Genomic DNA, 21730 nt, shown 5'->3' with positions numbered 1-21730 from the left:
AATGTATATATTATACCCTTTAAGCCAAATTTGCTTACAATATGCAAAATATTTATAAGCGATCATGATAGATCCAAAAAGGAGTCAGAAGATGAAACAAAAGCCGTATTTGCAAGCGTTCCCAAATGCTGAGGGGTATTTTGGTAAATTTGGAGGTGCCTTTTTGCCACCCCAGCTCATCGAGCAATTTAAACAAATCGAAAAAGCCTATTTGACGATTGGAAATTCTCACAATTTTATACAAGAGTTGCGAGATATTCGCAAACATTACCAAGGCAGACCGACGCCGGTGTATTATGCCAAACGATTGACCGAATATGTCGGCGGTGGACGAATTTATCTCAAAAGAGAAGATTTAAATCACACCGGAGCGCACAAGCTCAATCACTGTATGGGTGAGGCCTTGCTGGCAAAATATTTGGGCAAAGAGAAACTCATAGCAGAAACCGGTGCAGGACAACATGGTGTGGCACTGGCTACTGCGGCTGCGTATTTTGGTCTAGAGTGTGAGATTCATATGGGTGAGGTGGATATCGAAAAAGAGCATCCCAATGTGATTCGTATGAAGATGTTAGGGGCCAAAGTGGTACCGGTGAGTTTTGGTGCCAAAACACTCAAAGAAGCGGTCGATTCAGCATTTGATGCGTACCTAAAAGAATCAGACCGTGCGATTTATGCGATTGGCTCCGTCGTGGGTCCGCATCCGTTTCCAAAAATGGTGCGCGATTTTCAAAGTATCGTGGGAATCGAAGCCAAAGAGCAATTTTTTGAGATGACGGGAAACTTGCCTGACAATCTAGTCGCTTGTGTGGGTGGCGGTAGCAATGCGATGGGACTCTTTTCTGCCTTTATCGAAGACCCTTGTGAAATTTATGGCGTCGAACCACTCGGACGGGGTACGAAATTAGGAGAACATGCGGCGAGTTTGAATTATGGAAGCGAGGGTGTGTTGCATGGATTTAATTCTATCATGTTACAAAATACTGATGGCACTCCTGCACCGGTTTATTCGATTGCTAGTGGACTTGATTATCCTTCTGTTGGACCAGAGCATGCTTATCTCTTTAGTGAAAACAGAACCCATGCGGTAGCGATTGATGATGAAGAGGCGATACAAGCCTTTTATGATTTGTGTAAATTTGAAGGTATCATCCCTGCATTAGAGAGTGCGCATGCTGTGGCGTATGCGATGAAACTTGCCAAAGAGAAAAAATACGAGTCAATTTTGGTGAATCTAAGCGGAAGAGGGGACAAGGATATTGACTTTGTAGAAGCGCACTATCCGCCTGAAAAATATCTATAAAGATTTTTTTATATACCTATAATCTTTTTTGGATAAAATATGCTTTTAAATTTATTACTGAAAGTTTTTTATGAACCTAATAGACAAATTAGAATCCAAAGAGCGTTTGAGTTATGAGGATGGATTGGCACTTTATGAGCTTGATCTTTTTACTCTAGGAAAATATGCCAATGAGAGAAGAAAGGCCTTGTACGGGAAGAAGGCCTTCTTCAATATCAACCGTCATATCAATCCGACCAATATTTGTAAAGACATCTGCAAATTTTGTGCTTTTAGCGCAAATCGTAAAAACCCCAACCCTTACACCCTCTCACATGAGGAAATCATCGAAGTATTAGATACCTCTATCACCCACAATATCACCGAAGTACATATCGTCTCAGCCCACAATCCTGATGCTGGGTTGGAGTGGTATTTGGGGATGTTCTCTAAAATCAGAGCCAAGTATCCCAATCTTCATATCAAGGCACTCACCGCAGCTGAAATCAACTTTTTGGCGACCACTTATAATATGAGTTTCGAAACGATGATTGATCGTATGATTGAAGCGGGCGTGGACTCACTCCCTGGTGGTGGTGCTGAGATTTTTGATGAAAAAGTCCGTGAATATATCTGCAAAGGCAAAGTAAACTCCAAAGAGTGGCTTGAAATTCACAAGATATGGCATTCACGTGGCAAACAATCCAATGCGACGATGTTGTTCGGTCATGTAGAAGACCGCGGTCATCGGATTGATCATATGTTGCGGTTGAGAGATTTACAAGATGAGAGTGGGGGATTTAATGCTTTTATTCCATTGGTGTACCAACGAGATAACAATTACTTGAGGGTTGAGAAATTTTTGAGTCCGATAGAAATCCTCAAAACCTATGCGATTAGCCGATTGATGTTGGATAATATCCCACATATCAAAGCATATTGGGCGACGTCTACCATCAATCTCGCACTGATCGCACAAGAATTTGGAGCCGATGATTTAGACGGTACCATCGAAAAAGAGTCCATCCAATCAGCTGCCGGAGCCGCTAGTTCTCATGGCTTGGATCTTAATACGTTCTTGGAACTCATCCAAACCAGTGGGTTTATTCCTGTGGAGCGTGATAGTTTGTATCATGAACTAAAAGTATACGACCAATAAATAAGCACAAAATTTGAAATAACGACGAAAGATTTAGCTAAAATTCTAAATGTGAAGTCTTGCAAAAGAGACGTGAAAAATATATTAACTATGAAGGAGAGCAATTGAGTTTTTTTAAACTTGAAGCGCATAACACGAATGTCAAAACCGAACTTCGGGCTGGGTTTACGACATTTTTGACGATGATGTATATCGTCCCTGTCAATGCGATTATCATGAGTAAGACAGGGATGCCAATGGGCGCATTAATCACAGCCACTGCACTGATTACGATTTTTTCGACAGTGCTTAATGGTTTGTGGGCAAACACACCAATCGCGATGAGTGTGGGCATGGGATTGAATGCGTATTTTACGTTTGGTTTAGTACTAGGGATGAAGATACCGTGGCAAAGTGCTTTGGGTGTCGTCTTTCTCTCAGGACTTTTGTTTTTGGTGCTATCTTTTACGAAGTTTCGCGTTTGGGTGTTGCAAAGTGTTCCGTATGATTTAAGGCGTGCTATTAGTGCGGGTATCGGGGCATTTATCGCTTTTATCGGGCTCAAACAGATGGGAATTGTCGTGGCAAATCCTGCGGTTTTGGTAGGATTGGGTAATTTTGATGATGCTAATCTTTTGCTTGGCGTTTTAGGACTGGTTTTTGTGTTTGCCTTCAATGCTTGGAAACTCAAAGGCGCCTTTATCCTCGCGATTCTTGCGACTTCTGTGATCGCTTGGGTGAGTGGTTTGGCTGCGTATCCGACAGAATTTGTCTCCATGCCCGCTTCCATGTCAGGGATTGTGATGCATTTGGATGTGATGTCTGCACTGAAACTCTCACTATTGCCTGTCATCATCACCTTTTTGATTACGGATATGTTTGACTCTCTTGGGACACTCTCAGGTGTTGGATTTCGTGCAGGACTTTTCAAAGATGACAGTAAAGAGCTTCAAAAAACACTCGAAGTGGATGCCGCTGCTACGGTTGTGGGCTCACTTATCGGGGTTTCTACTACGACCAGTTTCGTAGAGAGTGCCAGTGGGGTTGAAGAAGGCGGACGTACGGGTTTGACTGCGGTGTTTACCGGGATGTTTTTCATCTTGACACTGTTTATGATGCCACTATTTCAAGCGATTCCTGAAAATGCTATCTATCCGGTTTTGGTGATGGTTGGGGTTTTGATGTTTTCAGAACTTGCCAATATCAATTTTAAAGACCCTGCGATTTCGGTAGCGACCTTTTTGATTGTTATCATGATGCCATTGACCTATTCGATTACTAATGGTTTGGCATTTGGATTTTTGGCTTATTTGTTAATCAAATTATTAAAAAAAGAGTTTGATGATATCAATACCGGTATTGTCTTTTTGGGATTGATCAGCTTGATCGTCTTTATCGTGCATTAGGAGAGGTATTGAAGTTTTACAGTTATGAAGAATTTAAAGTCGATGTCAATATGTTGGCTAAAGAAATCCGGTCATTTGACCCCGATGCGATTTTAGCAATCGCACGCGGGGGGATGACTTTGGGGCATTTTCTCGCAGAAGCATTAGAGATGCGAGATTTGTACTCGATTAACTCGATACACTATGAAGAGACACGCAAACTCGATACTTTTGAGATTTTTAATATCCCTGATCTCTCAAAAACAAAGCGTGTCGTTATCGTCGATGACATCATCGATAGTGGGGAGACGATGGTGGAAGTCATCAAAGTACTCAACCAACGCTTTCCTGATGTCACTATCAAAGTCGCCTCAGTATTTTATAAAGAAAAAGCACTGATGCGACCAGATTTCACGGCGCGTGAGGCGACAGAGTGGATTGAATTTTTTTGGGATTTCTCGATCGACAATTACAAATAAAAGGAGCCATACGCTCCTTCTCCTCGAACTTAAAACCATAGCTTAAAAGCGAACAAAAAGGAAAGATATGCTTGTTTTAGATGTTTATGATATTAGAGCGATTTTAGATAAAGTCGGGTTTCAAGATTTTTTTCTTAAACTCATCACTACTTTGGAACATGATTATAAAAATTGGGACCATTTCGACAAGATGCCACGCATTGCGACGCATTTTTCTTATGGGGTATTGGAATTGATGCCCACGAGTGATGAAGAGTATTATGGTTATAAATATGTCACCGGACATCCACAAAATCCAACCTTTAACAAGACTACCGTCATGGCAACCGGACAACTCTCTACCATCGATACGGGAGAGCCTGTGATGATTTCAGAGATGACACTCCTCACCGCACTGCGTACGGGAGCCACTTCTGCGATGGCAGGTAAATATCTAGCCAGAAAAGACTCAAAAGTCTTGTGCTTGATAGGTACCGGTGCTCAGAGTGAGTTCCAATCGTTAGCCTTTAAGACACAATTTGATATACAAGAGATACGCTATTTTGATATTGACCCCAAAGCGATGGATAAGTTTGAAAAAAACATTGCCTCTTTTGGTTTCAAACTCACACGATGTCATGATGCCAAAGAAGCCCTAAAGGGTGCGGATATCGTCACGACGATTACGGCGGATAAGAAAAACCAGACCATCCTCACCCAAGATATGATAGAAAAGGGGATGTTTATCAATGGAGTCGGTGGTGATTGTCCGGGTAAAACTGAGATGGATAAAGAAGTCTTGAACCATGCCTCTGTGTTTATCGAGTACCTTCCACAGACAAAAATCGAAGGGGAAATCCAACAAATGCCTGATGATTTTCCGACTACTGCATTGCATGAAGTCATCAAAGGCGAGAGAGACGGCAGAAAAGATGCCACTGAAGTGACGCTTTTTGATTCGGTGGGATTTGCTATTGAGGATTTTTCGGTGTTGAAGTTGGTCTATAAACTGGCCAAAGAGTATAATATCGGCAAGAAGATGGATATGATTCCCGTGATGCGTGATCCTAAAAATCTATTTGAATCGTTTACCAAATAAGATGTCAAAAGCCAAAATCAAACTCATCGAAGTGCCTTCAGATTTAGCCGGAGCAAAAAGCGGTGCGAGTATGGGAATCAATGCACTGAAACTCTCCAGTCTTCATGATGGCTCCAAGTATTTTGAGGATTTCCCTTCTGTTGTCATCCAAGATGAAAATCGCGCGGTCTATGATGGCACGCCACATACGTGCGCAAAGTACATCGATAAAGTCGCTCTTGTGATTGAGCGTGTCGCAGAAGAGGTCAAAAAAACCAAAGAGCAGGCGCTGTTTCCTATCGTGATGGCAGGAGATCACTCTACTTGTGCGGGGACGATGTTGGGCTTGAAGATGGCCTATCCTCATGATAGGATTGGGGTGGTCTATATCGATGCGCATGCGGACTTTCACACGCCTTTTACCTCACCCTCTGGCAATATGCACGGGATGCCTTTGGCGATTGCGACGGATTTGGACAATCAAGAAGTCGCCATCCAAACGCCAAGTGTTGCGGAGCGTGCACATTGGGATGCGTTGAAATCCTTGGCGGGAACGCGGGCGATAGACCCACGAGATATCGTCTTTTGTGCCCTTCGAGATTATGAGCCCGCAGAGGCACATCTCTTGGAACAATACGGCATCAAAAACTACTCCACTTCCAAAATCACTTATGAAGGCGTCAAAAAAGTCGTCGAGAATATTTTTGAAGATTTAGCGCATTGTGATCATATCTATGTCTCTTTTGATGTTGATAGTATCGACCCGCTTTATATCCCCGGTACGGGCACTCCATCAGATGGGGGTATCAGCTTTGAGCAAGCCTTGCAGTTAAATATGGAATTGATAAAAAACCCAAAAGTTTGCTGTTGGGAGAGTGCAGAAATCAATCCGATACTTGATAAGCAAAATATCTCAGGCAAGTACTCCTTTGTTATCTTGGATGAAGTGACGAAAAGTCTGATAGAGAATTATTAAAAATAGCTATAATAGGCTCTTTTTTATCACACAAAAGTATATTTTGTTTACATTTCATTTACATTTATTTAAGTGAAGTAGTGATAAGATTCAATCTTTGAATGACAAAGGAGCAGTCGTGAATATACTCATCACCGGCGGAGCTGGATACATTGGAAGTCATGTTGCAAAACAGTTGCTTGAAACGACAGATCATACGATCACCATACTGGATAATCTCAGTACGGGAAGTCCTAAAACACTAGAAACGCTCAAAACAATACGGGATTTTGAGTTTGTAAAACTGGATCTAAAAGCGTTTGATAAAATCCCAGAGGTACTCCAAAAACACCAAATCGATACGATTATCCACTTTGCGGCGAGTATCGTCGTCCCCGAATCGGTCGAAAATCCACTGAAATATTATATGAATAACACAGTCAATACCACCAATCTCATCAAATGCGCCTTAGAAAATGGCGTGGGTAAGTTTGTCTTTAGCTCAACAGCGGCGACTTATGGCGAGCCTGATAGCTTGCCGATTAATGGTATCGATGAAAATTTTCCTACCAAACCGATTAATCCTTATGGGATGAGCAAGCTCATGAGTGAGCAAGTGATCCAAGATGCCGCCAAGGCTAATGCTGATTTTAAATATGTGATTTTTCGCTATTTCAATGTCGCAGGGGCAGATATCTACTATGATGATAGTGCACACACACAGCTCAACCCCCGTATCGGTCAAAGCTTTCCCAATGCTACCCATCTTATCAAAATAGCGAGTGAATGTGCGGTGGGCAAACGCGAAAAGATGGCGATATTTGGCGATGATTTTTATACGATTGATGGTACGGGTGTGCGGGATTATATCCATGTGGATGACCTCGCCGATGCACATATCAAAGCGATACATTATCTAGATGAAAATCCTAGTGATATCTTCAATGTGGGCTATGGACAAGGTTTTAGCGTGAGACAAGTCATCGAAGCGATGAAAGAGGTCACAGAGACGGATTTTCCAGTGGAACATGCCCCAAGACGTGCTGGTGATCCTGCGGCACTCATCTCTGATAACACTAAGATAAAATCCAAAATGCAATGGATTCCAAAATACAAGGACCTCGCACTCATCTGCCACAGTGCGTATGAGTGGGAAAAGAAGCTGTGAAAGGCATCATCTTAGCGGGAGGGAGCGGTACGAGGCTCTATCCTATCACCAAAGGGGTGAGCAAGCAATTGGTACCTATTTATGATAAACCGATGATTTATTATCCGCTTTCTATCTTGATGTTGGCGGGAATGAGAGAGATTTTGATTATCTCTACCGAAAAAGATTTGCCGCGATTTCGAGATCTCTTAGGTGATGGTAGTGATTTGGGTATGGCATTTTCGTATATCGTACAACCCTCAATGGTGTCGCGTCATTTGATGAGGCGAGCAAAGCCAGTAGCGATATGATTGTGCGAAGCTATTATGAGACCTTTGATACGGGTATCGTAAAGACGGTGGAGTGGTATTTGGGGAAGTATAATCAAGGCAATAATGAATGAAGATAGCAATAGCTGGGACAGGATACGTAGGACTCTCTAATGGAATCTTACTCTCACAACACAACGAAGTGGTAGCACTTGACATCATCCCTGAAAAAGTAGCGATGCTTCAAGCTAAAAAATCTCCCATTGAAGATAAAGAGATAGAAGAGTATCTGCTTCGTGATGATTTAAACTTCACAGCGACACTTGATAAAGAAGAGGCTTACATAGATGCAGAGTATGTCATCATAGCGACACCGACAGACTATGATCCTGAGACAAACTACTTCAACACGAAGTCTATAGAGTATGTCATAGCTGATGTTCTTAGCATAAATCCAAACGCTACTATGGTCATAAAGTCTACCATACCCGTGGGCTACACTAAAATGTTGCGTGAGCAGTTTCACACTACAAACATCATCTTCTCTCCTGAGTTTTTACGCGAGGGAAAAGCTCTTTTTGATAACCTCTACCCATCAAGAATCATAGTCGGTGAGAAGAGCCAAAGAGCGACAACATTTGCAAATCTTTTGGCAGAGGGTGCAAAAAAAGAGAACATAGATATTCTCTTTACAGACTCGACAGAAGCAGAAGCGATAAAACTCTTTGCCAACACTTATCTTGCTATGAGAGTAGCCTACTTCAACGAACTTGACTCGTATGCAGAAGCACATGGACTTGATACGAGACAGATCATAGAAGGTGTAGGACTTGACCCCCGCATCGGGACACATTACAATAACCCAAGCTTTGGGTATGGTGGCTACTGCTTGCCAAAAGACACGAAACAACTTCTAGCAAACTACAAGGATGTACCAAGTAACTTGATAGAGGCAATAGTCAGTGCTAACTCTACAAGAAAAGATTTTATAGCAGATAGTATTATTAAACAACTCAATAACTCACTTACAAATCCACATACTTCTAAAAAAACTGTAGGCATCTACAGACTCGTGATGAAATCAGGTAGTGACAACTTCAGAAGTTCTGCTATCCAAGGCATCATGAAACGCATAAAAGCAAAGGGTGTAGAAGTAGTCATCTATGAACCTGTGATGCAAGAAAATGAGTTCTTTAACTCTAAAGTCATAAAAGATATAGATGAGTTTAAAAATATAAGTGATGTCATAGTAGCCAATAGACTTGAAAACATGCTCGATGATGTAAAAGAAAAAGTCTATTCTCGTGATATATTTAATTGCGATAGTTAGGTGATTTATGAGTATAGTTAAATTTGAAACATTAGAGAATAAACTTATAAATTTCTAAAAAATTATGTTTATAAAATTTTGGATGAAGAACTTGAGCTTATGGTGTCACAAAATGTGACCCCTTCAAAATGGCAGTATAGAGGAACTAATCCTTACAACATCAAAGAGGTATGACTAAGGCTTATATGTCGGAGAGATACTCCTCAGATATGTAACTTTAGCTTAAACTAGTTCAGTTTGTAGATGGTAAAAGTACTACTCAAACTATTGAAAAAATACAAAAGGAAAATTATAGTGAAGAATGTAATTGAAAAAGAGTTTTTAGGTCATATAGAAATGATACAAAAAAGTAATTGAGACTATGCAGAAACCACTTGAAAAAGTTTCATTAATTGCGGTTGAAGCTTTAAAAAAAGGAAATAAAATTCTTCTTTTTGGAAATGGGGGAAGTGCTGCTGATGCTCAACATATAGCTGCAGAATTAACAGAACGTTATAAAACTGAAGGAAGAGGATTACCTGGTATTGCACTTACAACTGATACTTCTGCTCTTACAGCTATTGGAAATGACTACGGTTATGATAGAGTATTTGATAAACAAGTAGAATCATTGGCAAATAAAGGAGATGTTTTAATTAAAATATCAACTTCAGAAAATTCAGAAAATGTAATAAATACTTTTAGAACAGGACAAAAACTTGGATGTAAAATTATAGGCTTATCAGGTCGTGATGGCGGAGATATGAATGAGTATTTTGACATAAACTTAGTAGTACCATCAGATGATACACCCAGAATCCAAGAGATACATATACGATTTGGTCATATAATCTGTCAAATAATTGATAATGAGTTGTCTTAAATGAAATTTTTTTTAAATACTTTAAAAAAAATACTAAATAAAGTGATAAATATATTTTATGTTCTATTGGGATATAAGAAAGTTATTGATTTTAATAATATAGAAAATATCTTATTTTTTAAAGTTGGCTCTATGGGAGATAATATTATTACTCTTCCTACAATAGCTTCTATAAAAAAACAATATCCTAATATCAAAATCACAATTTTGACAAATAGCGGTAAAAGTCCTGTTTCAATAGAAAACTTGATAGATAAGTCGTATGTAGAAGAATTTATAAATTACACAGGAAAGAGTAAAAAAGAATTTGTACGCCTTTTACAAGATAAGAAATTTGATTTAGTTATAGACTTGACTCAACCTTCAAGTCTTTTTAGGACTGTAAGAAATATGATAGTATTTAGATATCTGGGTATCAATAAAGCAATAGGTTGGGAAATCTCAGAACTTTCTTTTTTGCGAAAATTTCAAGATAAATATAATTTAGTAGGTTCTGAATTAGAAAGATATTTGAATTTGATAAAAAAATACAAAATAAGCATTGATAGAGAGTTTATACTAAATATCACAAAAAATGAGATAGAAAAAATAGATTTGTTAATAGACGAAAAAGATTTAAAAGACAAAAAAATTATAGCAATTGTGGTTGGTTCTAAAAGAATAACAACTAGATGGCCAATAGAATATTTTAATGAAGTTATTAAGTATATAAATACAAATACTAACTATATTCCTGTAATAATTGGTGGGAATGAAGATAATATTTTAGTAGAACTACTAAAAGAAAGAGTAGTTAATTTATGTGGCAAGTTAACTCCTCTTGAGAGTGCTGAGTTTTTAAAAAGGGTAGAATTTACAATATCAAATGACACAGGTCCAATGCATCTATCTTATGCTGTAGGAACAAAAGTAATAGGTATTTTTAGTGCTAGAGGTTTTAGAGGTAAGTGGTATCCACCAAAGGACTTAGGAATAGTTTTAAGAGATAATAATATTGAGTGTAATTTATGTTACAAAGAAACTTGTGAGCATTTAAGCTGCTTGAAAAATATAACATCAAATAAAATAATAGATATAATTGGAGATTGAAAATGAGAAATTTTAAGGTTGATATATTAGTATTTGGAAGATTTCACTTATTTGATTTAGCTAAACAACTAAATAAATCAGGAGTGATGAATAAACTCTTTACAACATACCCAAAGTATAAGGTCAAGGAATGGGGACTAACAAAAGAGAAAATAGTAAGTAAAGTCATATATGAAATAATAATGAGATTGACATATAAAACTGGAATTAAAAATTATTGGTTTAATAGTTTTCTAAAAACTTTATTTTCTAATAAAGTATCTAAAGAATTAAAAAAAAATGATGTCTTCATTGGATCGAGTGGATCGAGTTTAGAGACATTAATAAAGGCAAAAGAAGAAGGTATAGTAACTATTATAGAGAGAGGATGTTCTCATTATAATTATCAACAGAATATTTTAACTGAAGAATTTTCATTGCAAGGATTAAAATATAATCCTGATTATCCTTGTTGGCAAAGAGAACTTTTGGAATATGAGCTTGCTGATTATATATCGATACCATCTTCGTTTGTAAAACGAAGTTTTTTAGAACATGGAATACCAGAAGAAAAACTTCTTGTCAATCCTTATGGTGTTGATTTAAGTAAATTTAAACAGATTCCTAAAACTGATAAAATTTTTAGGATTATATATGCAGGAGGATTGACATTTCAAAAGGGTAGTCATTATTTATTACAAGCTTTTAATGAGCTTTCGTTAGAAAATTGTGAGTTATGGCATTTAGGCTCTATAAACGAAGAGATGAGACCATATATTGAAAAGTATAAAAATGAGAATATAAAGTTTTTGGGACATAAACCACAAAACGAATTGTACAAGTATTATTCTCAAGGAAGTGTATTCATAATGCCTTCTATTCAAGAAGGTATGGCAATGGTTCAGTTACAAGCAATGGCTTGTGGATTACCTTTAGTTTGTACTACAAATACAGGTGGTGATGATTTAATTACTAAAGATGGAGAAGAAGGTTTTGTTATCCCAATTCGTAATGTTGAAGCTATAAAAGAAAAAATACTTTTTTTGTATGAAAATCAAGATATTGCTAAAGAGATGGGTAAGAAAGCGAAAGCAAGAGTTTCTAGTGGATTTACTTGGGATGATTATGGAGATAGATATATAAAAAATTTAGAGAGAATTTTAGTTGCCAAAAATAAATAAATCTTTTTTAATAACAATGTTCACTGTAGGTGTTCCATTGTTGATGCAATTATTCTTTATAAGATATGTTTCATACAATGTAGATAAAGATATATATGGTAATTTTATATTATTGCAAACTTTAATAGTAGCATTGTCTTATATCTTTTTACAAATCCCATCACAGGCATATAATAGATTTTATAATAGTGCCACAGATAAAGTAGAATTTGTCAATGAATTTAGAACATTATTGATTTTTATTAATATTATAAGTATTTTTATTATATATATTTATGGTTTATTTATGGAGCGATTTTCTTATGAAATACTAACTCTTATATTTATATATTTCTTGATTTTAAATAACTATACATTTAATCAACAAATATTCTTATTGAATTTAGAAAGAAAAAAATATTTTATTTTAAAAACACTGGAAGCCTCATCAAAGTTTTTATTGCCAATACTATTTTATATCTCGTTTCAATCTCTTGAATCATTTCTATATGGAATAGTCTGTGGCTATATATTTTCATTTATGTTTATACAAAGATATTTAAAAGATTATAAATTTAGTTTTATTATCAATCTTGAAAATTTAAAGAAGTATTTTATATTTGCTTACCCCATTGTATTTGTAGCGATATTTAGTTGGGGGATTTCATTTTCAGATAGATATTTTATAGATTATTATATGACTAGTAAAGATGTCGCACTTTATGCAATACTTGCACAAGTAGCGGGTATGGGTCAGGTCATAGGCCAAGTATATAGTATGTATGTAAATCCAAAAGTATTGAAGTATTATGAAGAAGATAAAACTATAGCTTTAAATTATTTGAAAAAATCAATTATTATTTTATCTATTATTTTTGCATTTTTAGGTTTAGTTGCATATCTATTGCCAACATCTATATATGAACTATTATTAGAACCAGAGGTAATCAATAATAGTTATTATTTTAATGCTTTTATTATTTTAGTTTTTGCTATATTTTTTACATTAATTCAAACAGCACTGAGTATGTATTTGACATTATTTAAAAAGTTGAATGTTTTAGCATATATTTATGTAGCTGCCTTTATTGTAAATATTATTGGTAACTTTTTTATACAAGAGTATGGAATAATAGCCGCTTCTATTTCTACTTTTTTAGCATATTTAGTTATTTTGTTATTACAGTTAATATATATTAGGAAGTATAGAGATGAATAATCAATTAAGTAATACTTTAAACTTTTTACGATGGTTTGCTGCACTCATGGTCGTAGTTGGTCATTTAAGGTCTTTTCTTTTTGTAGAATATAATCTAGTTGAAAATAAAACTATTTTTATAAAATTATTTTATTTTATTACCGGATTTGGGCATCAGGCAGTTATCGTGTTTTTTGTAATATCTGGATATTTAGTAGGGGGGGCAGTGTTAAAAAAGTATAAAGAAAATAAACTAAATAATGAATATATAAAATCATATTTTATAAAAAGATTTACAAGGATTTATATAGTATTGATTCCTGCACTTATAATAGGTTATATCTTGGATTACTATGGAAATATAAATTTTTCTGATTTATATACAAATGTTTTTCATATAAGTAGTATGAATAGTAATGTAAGTGAACACTTAAGTTTGTTGACTTTAGTTGGTAATATGTTAAATTTACAAACTATATTTGTATCAACTTTGGGTACAAATGGTCCTTTATGGTCGTTAGCAAATGAGTGGAGTTATTATATACTATTTATCTTACTATTTATCAACAATTGGACTCGTATATTATTTCTAGGAATAGTTGTGTTATTGGTTTTTAAAAATATTGATATTCTTATTTATTCATCTATTTGGTTCATGGGTAGTTATATTGTATTAGTAAAAAAACGATTAATTCATAGATATTTAGCAGTAACAATTTTATTTATTATTTTAATTTTATCAAGAAAATATAATGAATTTTATATTGATTTAGCTTTAGCTTTATCAATATCTTTATTAATTAATTCATTGAAAAATGATATCTCTAGTAGGGTGTATTTTAAAAATCTAAATCATAAAATGGCTGACTTTTCTTATAGTTTATATCTGTTTCATTTTCCTTTTTTTGTTTTCTTGATATCAGTTTTTTATATTTATGGTGTAAATTCAATACTTATGCAACCAACAATAACTAATTTATTGTATTATTTTTCTTTTATGCTGCTTATATATTTGTATGTGTATTTATTATTTTTCGTATTTGAAAAGAATACTATAAATATTCAGAAATATTTAATAAAAAAGAAAAGTAATTAGATGATTGATATTTATTTATCTATTTATTATATAATTTCATTAATTATTATGCCATTATTGATTAAAAAAAATATTTATTTGATTCATTTTTATATGTATATATTATTTATTTTTTCAATTTCGCTTACTCCACTTAATATACTAATAGATAAAAATTATTATTTAAGGATAAATGATTTTCAGATAATTCCTTTTTCATTGTCAATCGTAATGTTAATAACAATATTTTATATTTTAATAATAGAAAAATTTAGCTTTAAGACAATAGATTATTTTGTTAATATTTTTCAGTGTAGAATTAATTAATTGGTACTTGTCTTATTTATTGAAAATAGATTTTTTAGAAAGGAATAAGAAAGTATCATGATAAAAAGTGAACAATATTTGTCTTCAGATTCTATTAATTTAAAGTCAAAAGGGAATAATAAATGAAAAGTGTAAAGCGAGTTGAGGGAAAGGTAATTGACCAAGCAAAAGGTTTTGGAATACTTTTGCTTATATTGTTTTTTATCGGTGCTATCATGAGAATGTTTATAATAATTTATTCTTTTCATAAGTCTTATTTTGCTGAGCTTAATTTGAATCAAGCCATTTTTTATAGAAAATCATATGTACTTAATATGCTTGTAGATTGGTTCTGAAATGGTGATGTCTGTTTTAATAATAATTATTATGTGTACCTGGTTTTATATGTATAAGGATTTTAAAAGAATAAATATCTTTAGTATGTATGTAGTTGGTATATTTCTTTCATTTATTCTTTTGACTCTTGTCTATAAGATAAAACAACATTCAGATATTGACATTCAAGCACAGATATTGACTATTGGATATATATTTTTAACAACAGTAATTTTAATTTTGTTAATTAAATTTTTTATACCTAAACATTATACTAATCTTATGTTATTTGATTTTATTATACAACGAGCTTCTTGTGTATCGGTACCTATAGTAATAATTTTATCGGCATTTTCGTTTGGAACAGTTTTATATTTTTTTAAAACATATGGGTTTATTTTCCGCCTTCCAGAATTATCTGATCTCAATGCAGTAAATACATATGGTATAGTTATCTCATCATTTGTTATACCTATTTTTTACTTATTATTGATTATTATATTGTCTAGTAAGCATAGAACACGTCTTCCCTATTATCTATACACAGTAATTTTTGGATTAATTTTGGTATATTTTTTATTTTACAGTAGACGAGAGTTACTACTTGCATTACTATTAATCGTATTTATTCTGATGTATAAAAAAAAGAAGAATATTTTTAGTGTATATAAGATTCCCATTATGCTAGTGTTTTTATTATTTGTTTTCATAGCAAATAATATTTACGAAAATATAAGACTTGACATTGCGGAGTCTATTATGGCAGGCACAAGTTTTGAATTAAACAAGAATATTTTAGAATTAGCTTTTGATTCTGAAGCAAGTGAAGCGAATGTGCAAGATAGGATGGCAATTTTTGATTTTACATCTTTATTGATGAACCAACTAATTAATAAAAATATTTCTCCCACATATGGAGCTATATTAAATCAAAATATTTTAAACACTATACCTTCTATATTATATACAAATAAAAAAGTCTTATCTTCAGATGAAATGATTGCACAATTTATGCATATAAGAAGCACTGATTATCCAACTAATATTTTAGCAAGTTTTTTAGTTGATTTTGGTATATTCGCCGTTGTTTTATATCCCTTATTTATGATTTTATATATTGTTTTTATTTTATTTTTATTAAAGATAAATAAAAATAAAAATTTACTATATCTTATCATAGTAACATATTCGATATATACATTATTTAATATTGAAGGAAGTATTACTGGAATGATTATAAATATAAGAAATATAATATTATTAAGCATATTATACAAAAGTCTGTCAAATATATACTTAATTATCAAGATAAAGAGAAAACAAAAATGAAAATTAATATAATAATCCCATCATTCTATCCAGCAGTAGTCTATGGTGGACCAATATTTTCCTCATTAAATACATCTAAGGAGTTAGCTGCATTAGATAATGTGGAAGTATTTGTATCTACAACAAACACGAATATGACTTCTAAACTTGATGTAGAGACCAATAAATATATAGAACTTGAAAATGACTTATATGTAAAATATTACAATGAAACTATTGTAGGAAAATTTTCTTTAGCACTATTTTTAAATATCTATAAAGATATAAAACAATCTGATGTTGTAAATATTCAAGCTATATTTAACACACCCGTACCTATATCTTTATTGTATGCAAAATTGTTTCAAAAACCAATTCTAATATCTACGAGAGGTGCATTGTGTAAATGGTGCATAGGGCAAGGAAATAGCTTTAAACAAATATGGCTAAATTTTTTTATAAAACCATTTATAAAAAATGTTTATTGGCATGCTACATGTGAGGCTGAAAAAAAAGATATTTTAAATATATTTCCTGAAGCAAAGATTGTAATTATCCCAAACGGAGTTGATGTAAAATCATATGATGTATATAATTTCCTGAGTAAAAATGAGTATATGAAAAAGTACATAGATAAAGATGTCACTCCATCTCATATCATAGTTTCTATGAGTAGGCTACATGCTAAAAAAGGATTTGATATTTTAATCAAATCTTTTGTTTTTGTTTTGGAAAAATTTCCTGACTCAGTACTTTTGATTGCAGGTCCAGATGAAGGTGAACAAAAAAATTTAGAAAATTTAATAAAAGATTTGAAACTAGAAAATCAAATATATTTAGTGGGTTCGATTAGCAATCAAGATAAAATCGACTTTTTAGCAAATGCTGATGTGTTTGCATTGCCATCTCATAATGAAAACTTTGGAAATGTGTATGTAGAAAGCTTGGCTTCTGGAACACCTATTGTTGCAAGTACTGGTACACCTTGGCAAGAGGTGGAAAAAGAAAATTGTGGAAAATGGGTTCACAATAGTGTAAACGAAACTTCTATAGCAATATTGGAAATGTTAAAACAAGATAGGGAAGTAATGCGAGTGAATGCAAAAAAATTAGCAAAAAAATATGATTGGGAAAATATTGCGGTACAATTTAAAGAAGTCTTTGAAAAAATGGTGAAGTAAAAATGACACAAGACATATCAGTAATAATATTAACCTTCAATGAAGAAAAACATATAGAACGATGCATAAAATCATTGTTGCCTTTTACAAAAGAAATTTTTATAGTAGACAGTAACTCGACTGATAAAACTGTTGAAATTGCTGAATCATTAGGTGCTAAAGTTTATAAAAATAAATGGCCAGGGAATCATGCCAAACAGTTTCAATGGGGACTAGATAATTGTCTTATAAAAACTAAGTGGATTATGAAGATAGATGCTGATGAATATGTACTTCCTGAACTTGCAAGTGAAATTAACAGTAAACTCAATACACTTGATAATGATATATCTGGAATATATATAAAACGCCGATTATATTTTTTGGATAGATGGATAAAAAACGGTGGATATTATCCTGTGTGGCTGTTGCGTATTTGGAGATCTGGTCATGGACAGATGGAACAGCGCTGGATGGATGAACATATAAAACTAACTTCTGGAAATACAGTTGAATTTGAAAATGATTTAGTAGATGATAATAAAAATGGACTAACGGCCTGGACAGAGAAACATAATAGCTATGCAACAAAAGAAGCAATTGATGGACTAAATAAAATTTATAACTTTGTTGATGCTGATATAGAAGAGGGGAAGTTGTTTGGTACAAAGATAGAAAGAAAAAGATGGCTTAGACAAAAGTATGATAGTTTACCATTGTTTGTGAGACCAATTATCTATTTTCACTATCGTTATTTTTTTAAGTTAGGGTTTTTAGATGGCAAACAAGGATTTATTTGGCATTTTTTGCAAGGATTTTGGTATCGTTTTTATATAGATGCAAAAATATATGAGATTTATCATAATGCTGGTAAAGATAAAAATGCTATTTTGAAGTTTATAAAAGATAAATATAATATTGATGTTTTACAAAGAAAAAAAGAGGACGAGTAAATGTTTAAAAATAAAGTCTTATTAATCACGGGAGGAACAGGTTCTTTCGGGAATGCAGTGCTAAGAGGTTTTTTAGATACAGATATAAAAGAGATCAGAATCTTTTCGCGTGATGAGAAAAAACAGGATGATATGAGGAAAGTATATAACAACGACAAGCTTAAATTTTATCTTGGCGATGTTAGAGATATCAATTCTGTCATCGATGCAGTTCGTGGTGTTGATTTTATATTTCATGCGGCAGCTCTAAAACAAGTGCCATCTTGTGAATTTTACCCGATGCAAGCAGTTCAGACAAATGTCATCGGTACTGAAAATGTTCTAAATGCCGCGATAAATGCTAAAGTGAAAAAGGTGATAGTCCTGAGTACAGACAAAGCAGTCTATCCTATCAATGCGATGGGCATAAGCAAGGCTATGATGGAGCGAGTAGCAGTCGCAAAGAGTAGAAACCTTGATGATAACGACACGATGATAGCATGTACGAGATATGGCAATGTCATGGCATCTCGTGGTTCGGTTATACCACTTTTCATCGACCAGATTAGGGCTGGCAAAACGATTACGATTACCGACCCTGCTATGACAAGGTTTATGATGAGTTTAGATCAAGCTGTTGATTTAGTGCTTTTTGCATTTAAAAATGGTAAAAATGGAGATATTTTCGTACAAAAAGCTCCAGCAGCTACTATAGAGCTTTTGACAAAAACTCTCAAAAACATGCTAAACAGACCAGAACATGAAGTAAAGATCATAGGCACACGCCACGGAGAGAAGCTTTACGAAACACTTCTTACAAAAGAGGAGATGGTAAAAGCTTTAGACATGGGTGATTACTATAGAATCCCTTCTGATAATCGTGATTTGAACTATACTAAGTTTGTAGAAGATGGAGAAGAAGTGGTAACACAAGCTGGAGAGTATCATTCTCACAATACGCATAGACTTGACGAAACAGAACTAAGAAAAATGCTAATAGATTTATATGAGATCCAAGATGATCTGAAAGAATTTGGAGTGATTTAGATGAAAGTTCTCATCACGGGTTCAAATGGTTTTTTGGCTAAAAATATGATAGAGCATCTCAAAAGAGATGAAAGTATAGAGCTTTATTTATACAGTAAAAAAGATTCTATAAATCTACTTGAAGCCTATGTAAAAGAGGTTGATTTTATATTTCATCTCGCAGGTGTCAATAGACCAAAAGATGCAAGTGAGTTTTATGAAGGCAATAGTAATCTTACTAAGATGATTGTAGAAATTTTAAAAGAAGCCAATAAAAATACCCCCATACTATTATCCTCTTCCATTCAAGCAGAATTAAATAATGATTATGGGAAAAGTAAACTTGAAGCCGAAAATATTTTGCTTGATTATGCAAAAGAGACAGGTGCTTTGATTTATATATACAGATTACCCAATATCTTTGGAAAATGGTGCAAACCAAACTATAATAGTGTCGTAGCTACTTGGTGCTATAATATCGCCAATAATATTGAGATTCATGTGAGTGATAGAAGTGTAGAATTGACTCTGGTACATGTAGATGATGTCGTGAAATCATTCATCTCAAAACTTGACCTAGCTGGCGATGAGCCATATGTTTGTATTGAAACGGTTTACAAAAAAACATTGGGCGAGATAGAGAGCTTACTTTATCAATTTAAAGAAAATAGAAAAACTCTCTTAATACCAAATGTTGGGCGTGGATTTGAGCGAGCTTTATATGGTACCTATTTGAGTTATTTATCTCCCGATGATTTTTCGTATGAACTCAAAGGTCATCAAGATGATAGAGGTACTTTTTATGAAATTCTAAAAACGCTAGATAGTGGTCAATTTTCACTCTCTACTACTGCACCAGGAGTCACGCGAGGCAATCACTACCACCATACCAAAAATGAAAAGTTTTTGGTAGTGAAAGGTGAAGCAGTTATAGAGTTTCGTCACATCATGACACATGAGATTATCAGTTATAAAGTGAGTGATAAAAAGATGGAGATTGTCGAGATGATACCTGGATATACGCATAATATCAAAAATACTGGTGATGAAGAGATGATACTATTTCTTTGGGCAAATGAGAGTTTTGACCAAGATAATCCAGATACTTATTTTTTAGAGGTGTAACATGATAAAAAAATTAAAAGTGATGACGATTGTTGGGACAAGACCAGAAATCATCAGATTATCATCTGTGATAGCAAAGTTGGAGAGTTCTGACGCGATAGAGCATATACTTGTGCATACGGGACAAAATTATGACTATGAACTCAATGAAGTATTCTTTAATGATTTCAATCTTAGAAAACCAGATTACTTTTTGGATGCAGCAGGTGGTGGGGCGTCTGAAACCATTGGTAGAATAATTATAGCCATTGATCCTATTTTGGAAAAAGAAAATCCGGAGGCAGTTTTAATTTTAGGTGATACAAATAGTTGTTTATGTGCAATTCCTGCTAAAAAAAGGCATATCCCTATCTTTCACATGGAGGCAGGTAATAGATGTTTTGATCAAAGAGTGCCAGAAGAGACGAACAGAAAGATAGTAGACCACACAAGTGATGTAAATCTTACATATAGTGATATAGCAAGAGAATATTTACTGAGAGAAGGTTTGCCAGCTGATAGAATCATCAAGACTGGAAGTCCTATGTTTGAAGTTATAAATAGTAAGCTGGACGATATAAATAACTCAAATATTTTAGAGCAACTCTCTTTAAAACCTCAAGGGTATTTTGTGGTGTCTGCTCATCGTGAAGAAAACATCAGCTCAGATAAAAACTTTTTAGATTTAGTGGATACTCTTAATGCTATCGCTGATATTTATAAATTGCCAATCATAATCTCAACGCATCCAAGAACAAAAAATAAGATTGAAGAACAAGGTGTGAAGTTTAACTCTTTAATCTCTTTGATGAAACCTATGGGATTTAATGATTATGTCAAACTTCAAAAAGATGCAAAAGCTGTTTTAAGTGATAGTGGTACTATCAGTGAAGAATCGTCCATTTTAAGATTTCGGGCTTTAAACATAAGAGAAGCACATGAAAGACCAGAGGCGATGGAAGAAGCATCTGTGATGATGGTAGGACTTGAAAAAGAGCGAATACTCCAAGGACTAGAAGTGTTGAAAACACAAGAAAATGATACTTTAAGAAATGTTGCTGATTATAGTATGCCGAATGTGTCTGATAAAGTATTGAGAATCATCTTGTCTTATACTGATTATGTGAATAAAACGGTTTGGAAAAAGATGTAA

Annotated in this window: 19 protein-coding genes and 2 pseudogenes; all 21 read left to right on the top strand. The window is 33.9% G+C overall.

Features of this window, described 5'->3' with window-relative positions; all coding sequences use genetic code 11:
* Positions 1 to 91: 91 nt before the first annotated feature.
* The 21 genes and pseudogenes from trpB to wecB all read left to right on the top strand — a co-directional run bounded on the left by trpB (position 92) and on the right by wecB (position 21730).
* Positions 92 to 1303: a tryptophan synthase subunit beta gene (gene trpB / locus SFB89_RS09065; RefSeq protein ID WP_331774362.1), complete on the top strand. Its 1212-nt coding sequence runs from the start codon at positions 92 to 94 to the stop codon at positions 1301 to 1303.
* Positions 1304 to 1373: 70 nt separating this feature from the next.
* Positions 1374 to 2441, top strand: coding sequence for an aminofutalosine synthase MqnE (gene mqnE / locus SFB89_RS09060; RefSeq protein WP_331774361.1), 1068 nt, complete (start codon positions 1374 to 1376; stop codon positions 2439 to 2441).
* 104 nt (positions 2442 to 2545) lie between these two features.
* Positions 2546 to 3826, top strand: coding sequence for an NCS2 family permease (locus SFB89_RS09055; protein WP_331774360.1), 1281 nt, complete (start codon positions 2546 to 2548; stop codon positions 3824 to 3826).
* An 8-nt stretch (positions 3827 to 3834) separates the two neighbouring features.
* Positions 3835 to 4284, top strand: coding sequence for a phosphoribosyltransferase (locus SFB89_RS09050; protein WP_331774359.1), 450 nt, complete (start codon positions 3835 to 3837; stop codon positions 4282 to 4284).
* 67 nt (positions 4285 to 4351) lie between these two features.
* Positions 4352 to 5362, top strand: coding sequence for an ornithine cyclodeaminase (locus tag SFB89_RS09045; protein WP_331774358.1), 1011 nt, complete (start codon positions 4352 to 4354; stop codon positions 5360 to 5362).
* On the top strand, positions 5343 to 6317 hold the full coding sequence (locus tag SFB89_RS09040) for an arginase (protein ID WP_331774357.1): 975 nt from the start codon (positions 5343 to 5345) through the stop codon (positions 6315 to 6317). Before SFB89_RS09045 ends, SFB89_RS09040 begins: the two co-directional genes overlap by 20 nt.
* Before the next feature lie 118 nt (positions 6318 to 6435).
* Entirely contained in the window at positions 6436 to 7464 is a 1029-nt protein-coding gene (galE, locus tag SFB89_RS09035; protein WP_331774356.1) for a UDP-glucose 4-epimerase GalE, read from the top strand.
* Positions 7461 to 7706, top strand: a pseudogene (locus SFB89_RS09030) (sugar phosphate nucleotidyltransferase); the annotation flags it as partial. The gene galE and the pseudogene SFB89_RS09030, both read left to right, overlap by 4 nt.
* Before the next feature lie 136 nt (positions 7707 to 7842).
* A complete protein-coding gene (locus SFB89_RS09025; RefSeq protein ID WP_331774355.1) occupies positions 7843 to 9042 on the top strand; it encodes a nucleotide sugar dehydrogenase in 1200 nt (399 codons plus the stop codon).
* A 294-nt stretch (positions 9043 to 9336) separates the two neighbouring features.
* Positions 9337 to 9904: pseudogene (locus tag SFB89_RS09020) on the top strand (D-sedoheptulose 7-phosphate isomerase).
* On the top strand, positions 9905 to 10993 hold the full coding sequence (locus SFB89_RS09015; RefSeq protein ID WP_331774354.1) for a glycosyltransferase family 9 protein: 1089 nt from the start codon (positions 9905 to 9907) through the stop codon (positions 10991 to 10993). It abuts the pseudogene before it with no gap.
* A gap of 2 nt (positions 10994 to 10995) precedes the next feature.
* The gene (locus tag SFB89_RS09010; protein ID WP_331774353.1) at positions 10996 to 12153 is read left to right on the top strand and encodes a glycosyltransferase family 4 protein; all 1158 of its coding nucleotides are present in this window, start codon (positions 10996 to 10998) and stop codon (positions 12151 to 12153) included.
* Entirely contained in the window at positions 12137 to 13351 is a 1215-nt protein-coding gene (locus SFB89_RS09005; protein ID WP_331774352.1) for a polysaccharide biosynthesis C-terminal domain-containing protein, read from the top strand. The genes SFB89_RS09010 and SFB89_RS09005 overlap by 17 nt, the downstream gene beginning before the upstream one ends.
* The gene (locus tag SFB89_RS09000) at positions 13344 to 14426 is read left to right on the top strand and encodes an acyltransferase family protein (RefSeq protein WP_331774351.1); all 1083 of its coding nucleotides are present in this window, start codon (positions 13344 to 13346) and stop codon (positions 14424 to 14426) included. Before SFB89_RS09005 ends, SFB89_RS09000 begins: the two co-directional genes overlap by 8 nt.
* A gap of 428 nt (positions 14427 to 14854) precedes the next feature.
* The gene (locus SFB89_RS08995; protein ID WP_331774350.1) at positions 14855 to 15067 is read left to right on the top strand and encodes a hypothetical protein; all 213 of its coding nucleotides are present in this window, start codon (positions 14855 to 14857) and stop codon (positions 15065 to 15067) included.
* 1 nt (position 15068) lies between these two features.
* Entirely contained in the window at positions 15069 to 16376 is a 1308-nt protein-coding gene (locus SFB89_RS08990) for an O-antigen polymerase (protein ID WP_331774349.1), read from the top strand.
* Complete coding sequence (locus tag SFB89_RS08985) at positions 16373 to 17536, top strand: glycosyltransferase (RefSeq protein ID WP_331774348.1); 1164 nt, start codon at positions 16373 to 16375, stop codon at positions 17534 to 17536. Before SFB89_RS08990 ends, SFB89_RS08985 begins: the two co-directional genes overlap by 4 nt.
* Before the next feature lie 2 nt (positions 17537 to 17538).
* On the top strand, positions 17539 to 18468 hold the full coding sequence (locus SFB89_RS08980; RefSeq protein ID WP_331774347.1) for a glycosyltransferase family 2 protein: 930 nt from the start codon (positions 17539 to 17541) through the stop codon (positions 18466 to 18468).
* Positions 18469 to 19494 carry a polysaccharide biosynthesis protein gene (locus SFB89_RS08975; RefSeq protein WP_331774346.1) on the top strand — a complete coding sequence of 342 codons (1026 nt, stop codon included), beginning with the start codon at positions 18469 to 18471 and terminating at the stop codon, positions 19492 to 19494. It begins immediately after the preceding gene.
* Positions 19495 to 20598: a polysaccharide biosynthesis C-terminal domain-containing protein gene (locus tag SFB89_RS08970; RefSeq protein ID WP_331774345.1), complete on the top strand. Its 1104-nt coding sequence runs from the start codon at positions 19495 to 19497 to the stop codon at positions 20596 to 20598. It begins immediately after the preceding gene.
* Position 20599: 1 nt separating this feature from the next.
* On the top strand, positions 20600 to 21730 hold the full coding sequence (wecB, locus tag SFB89_RS08965) for a non-hydrolyzing UDP-N-acetylglucosamine 2-epimerase (RefSeq protein ID WP_331774344.1): 1131 nt from the start codon (positions 20600 to 20602) through the stop codon (positions 21728 to 21730).

Origin of the sequence: Sulfurospirillum sp. 1612 (genome assembly GCF_036556685.1) — a bacterium.
Taxonomy (GTDB): domain Bacteria; phylum Campylobacterota; class Campylobacteria; order Campylobacterales; family Sulfurospirillaceae; genus JAADIZ01.
The sequence above is the reverse complement of the archived record's forward strand: the minus strand, read 5'-3'. Positions and strand labels throughout refer to the sequence as shown.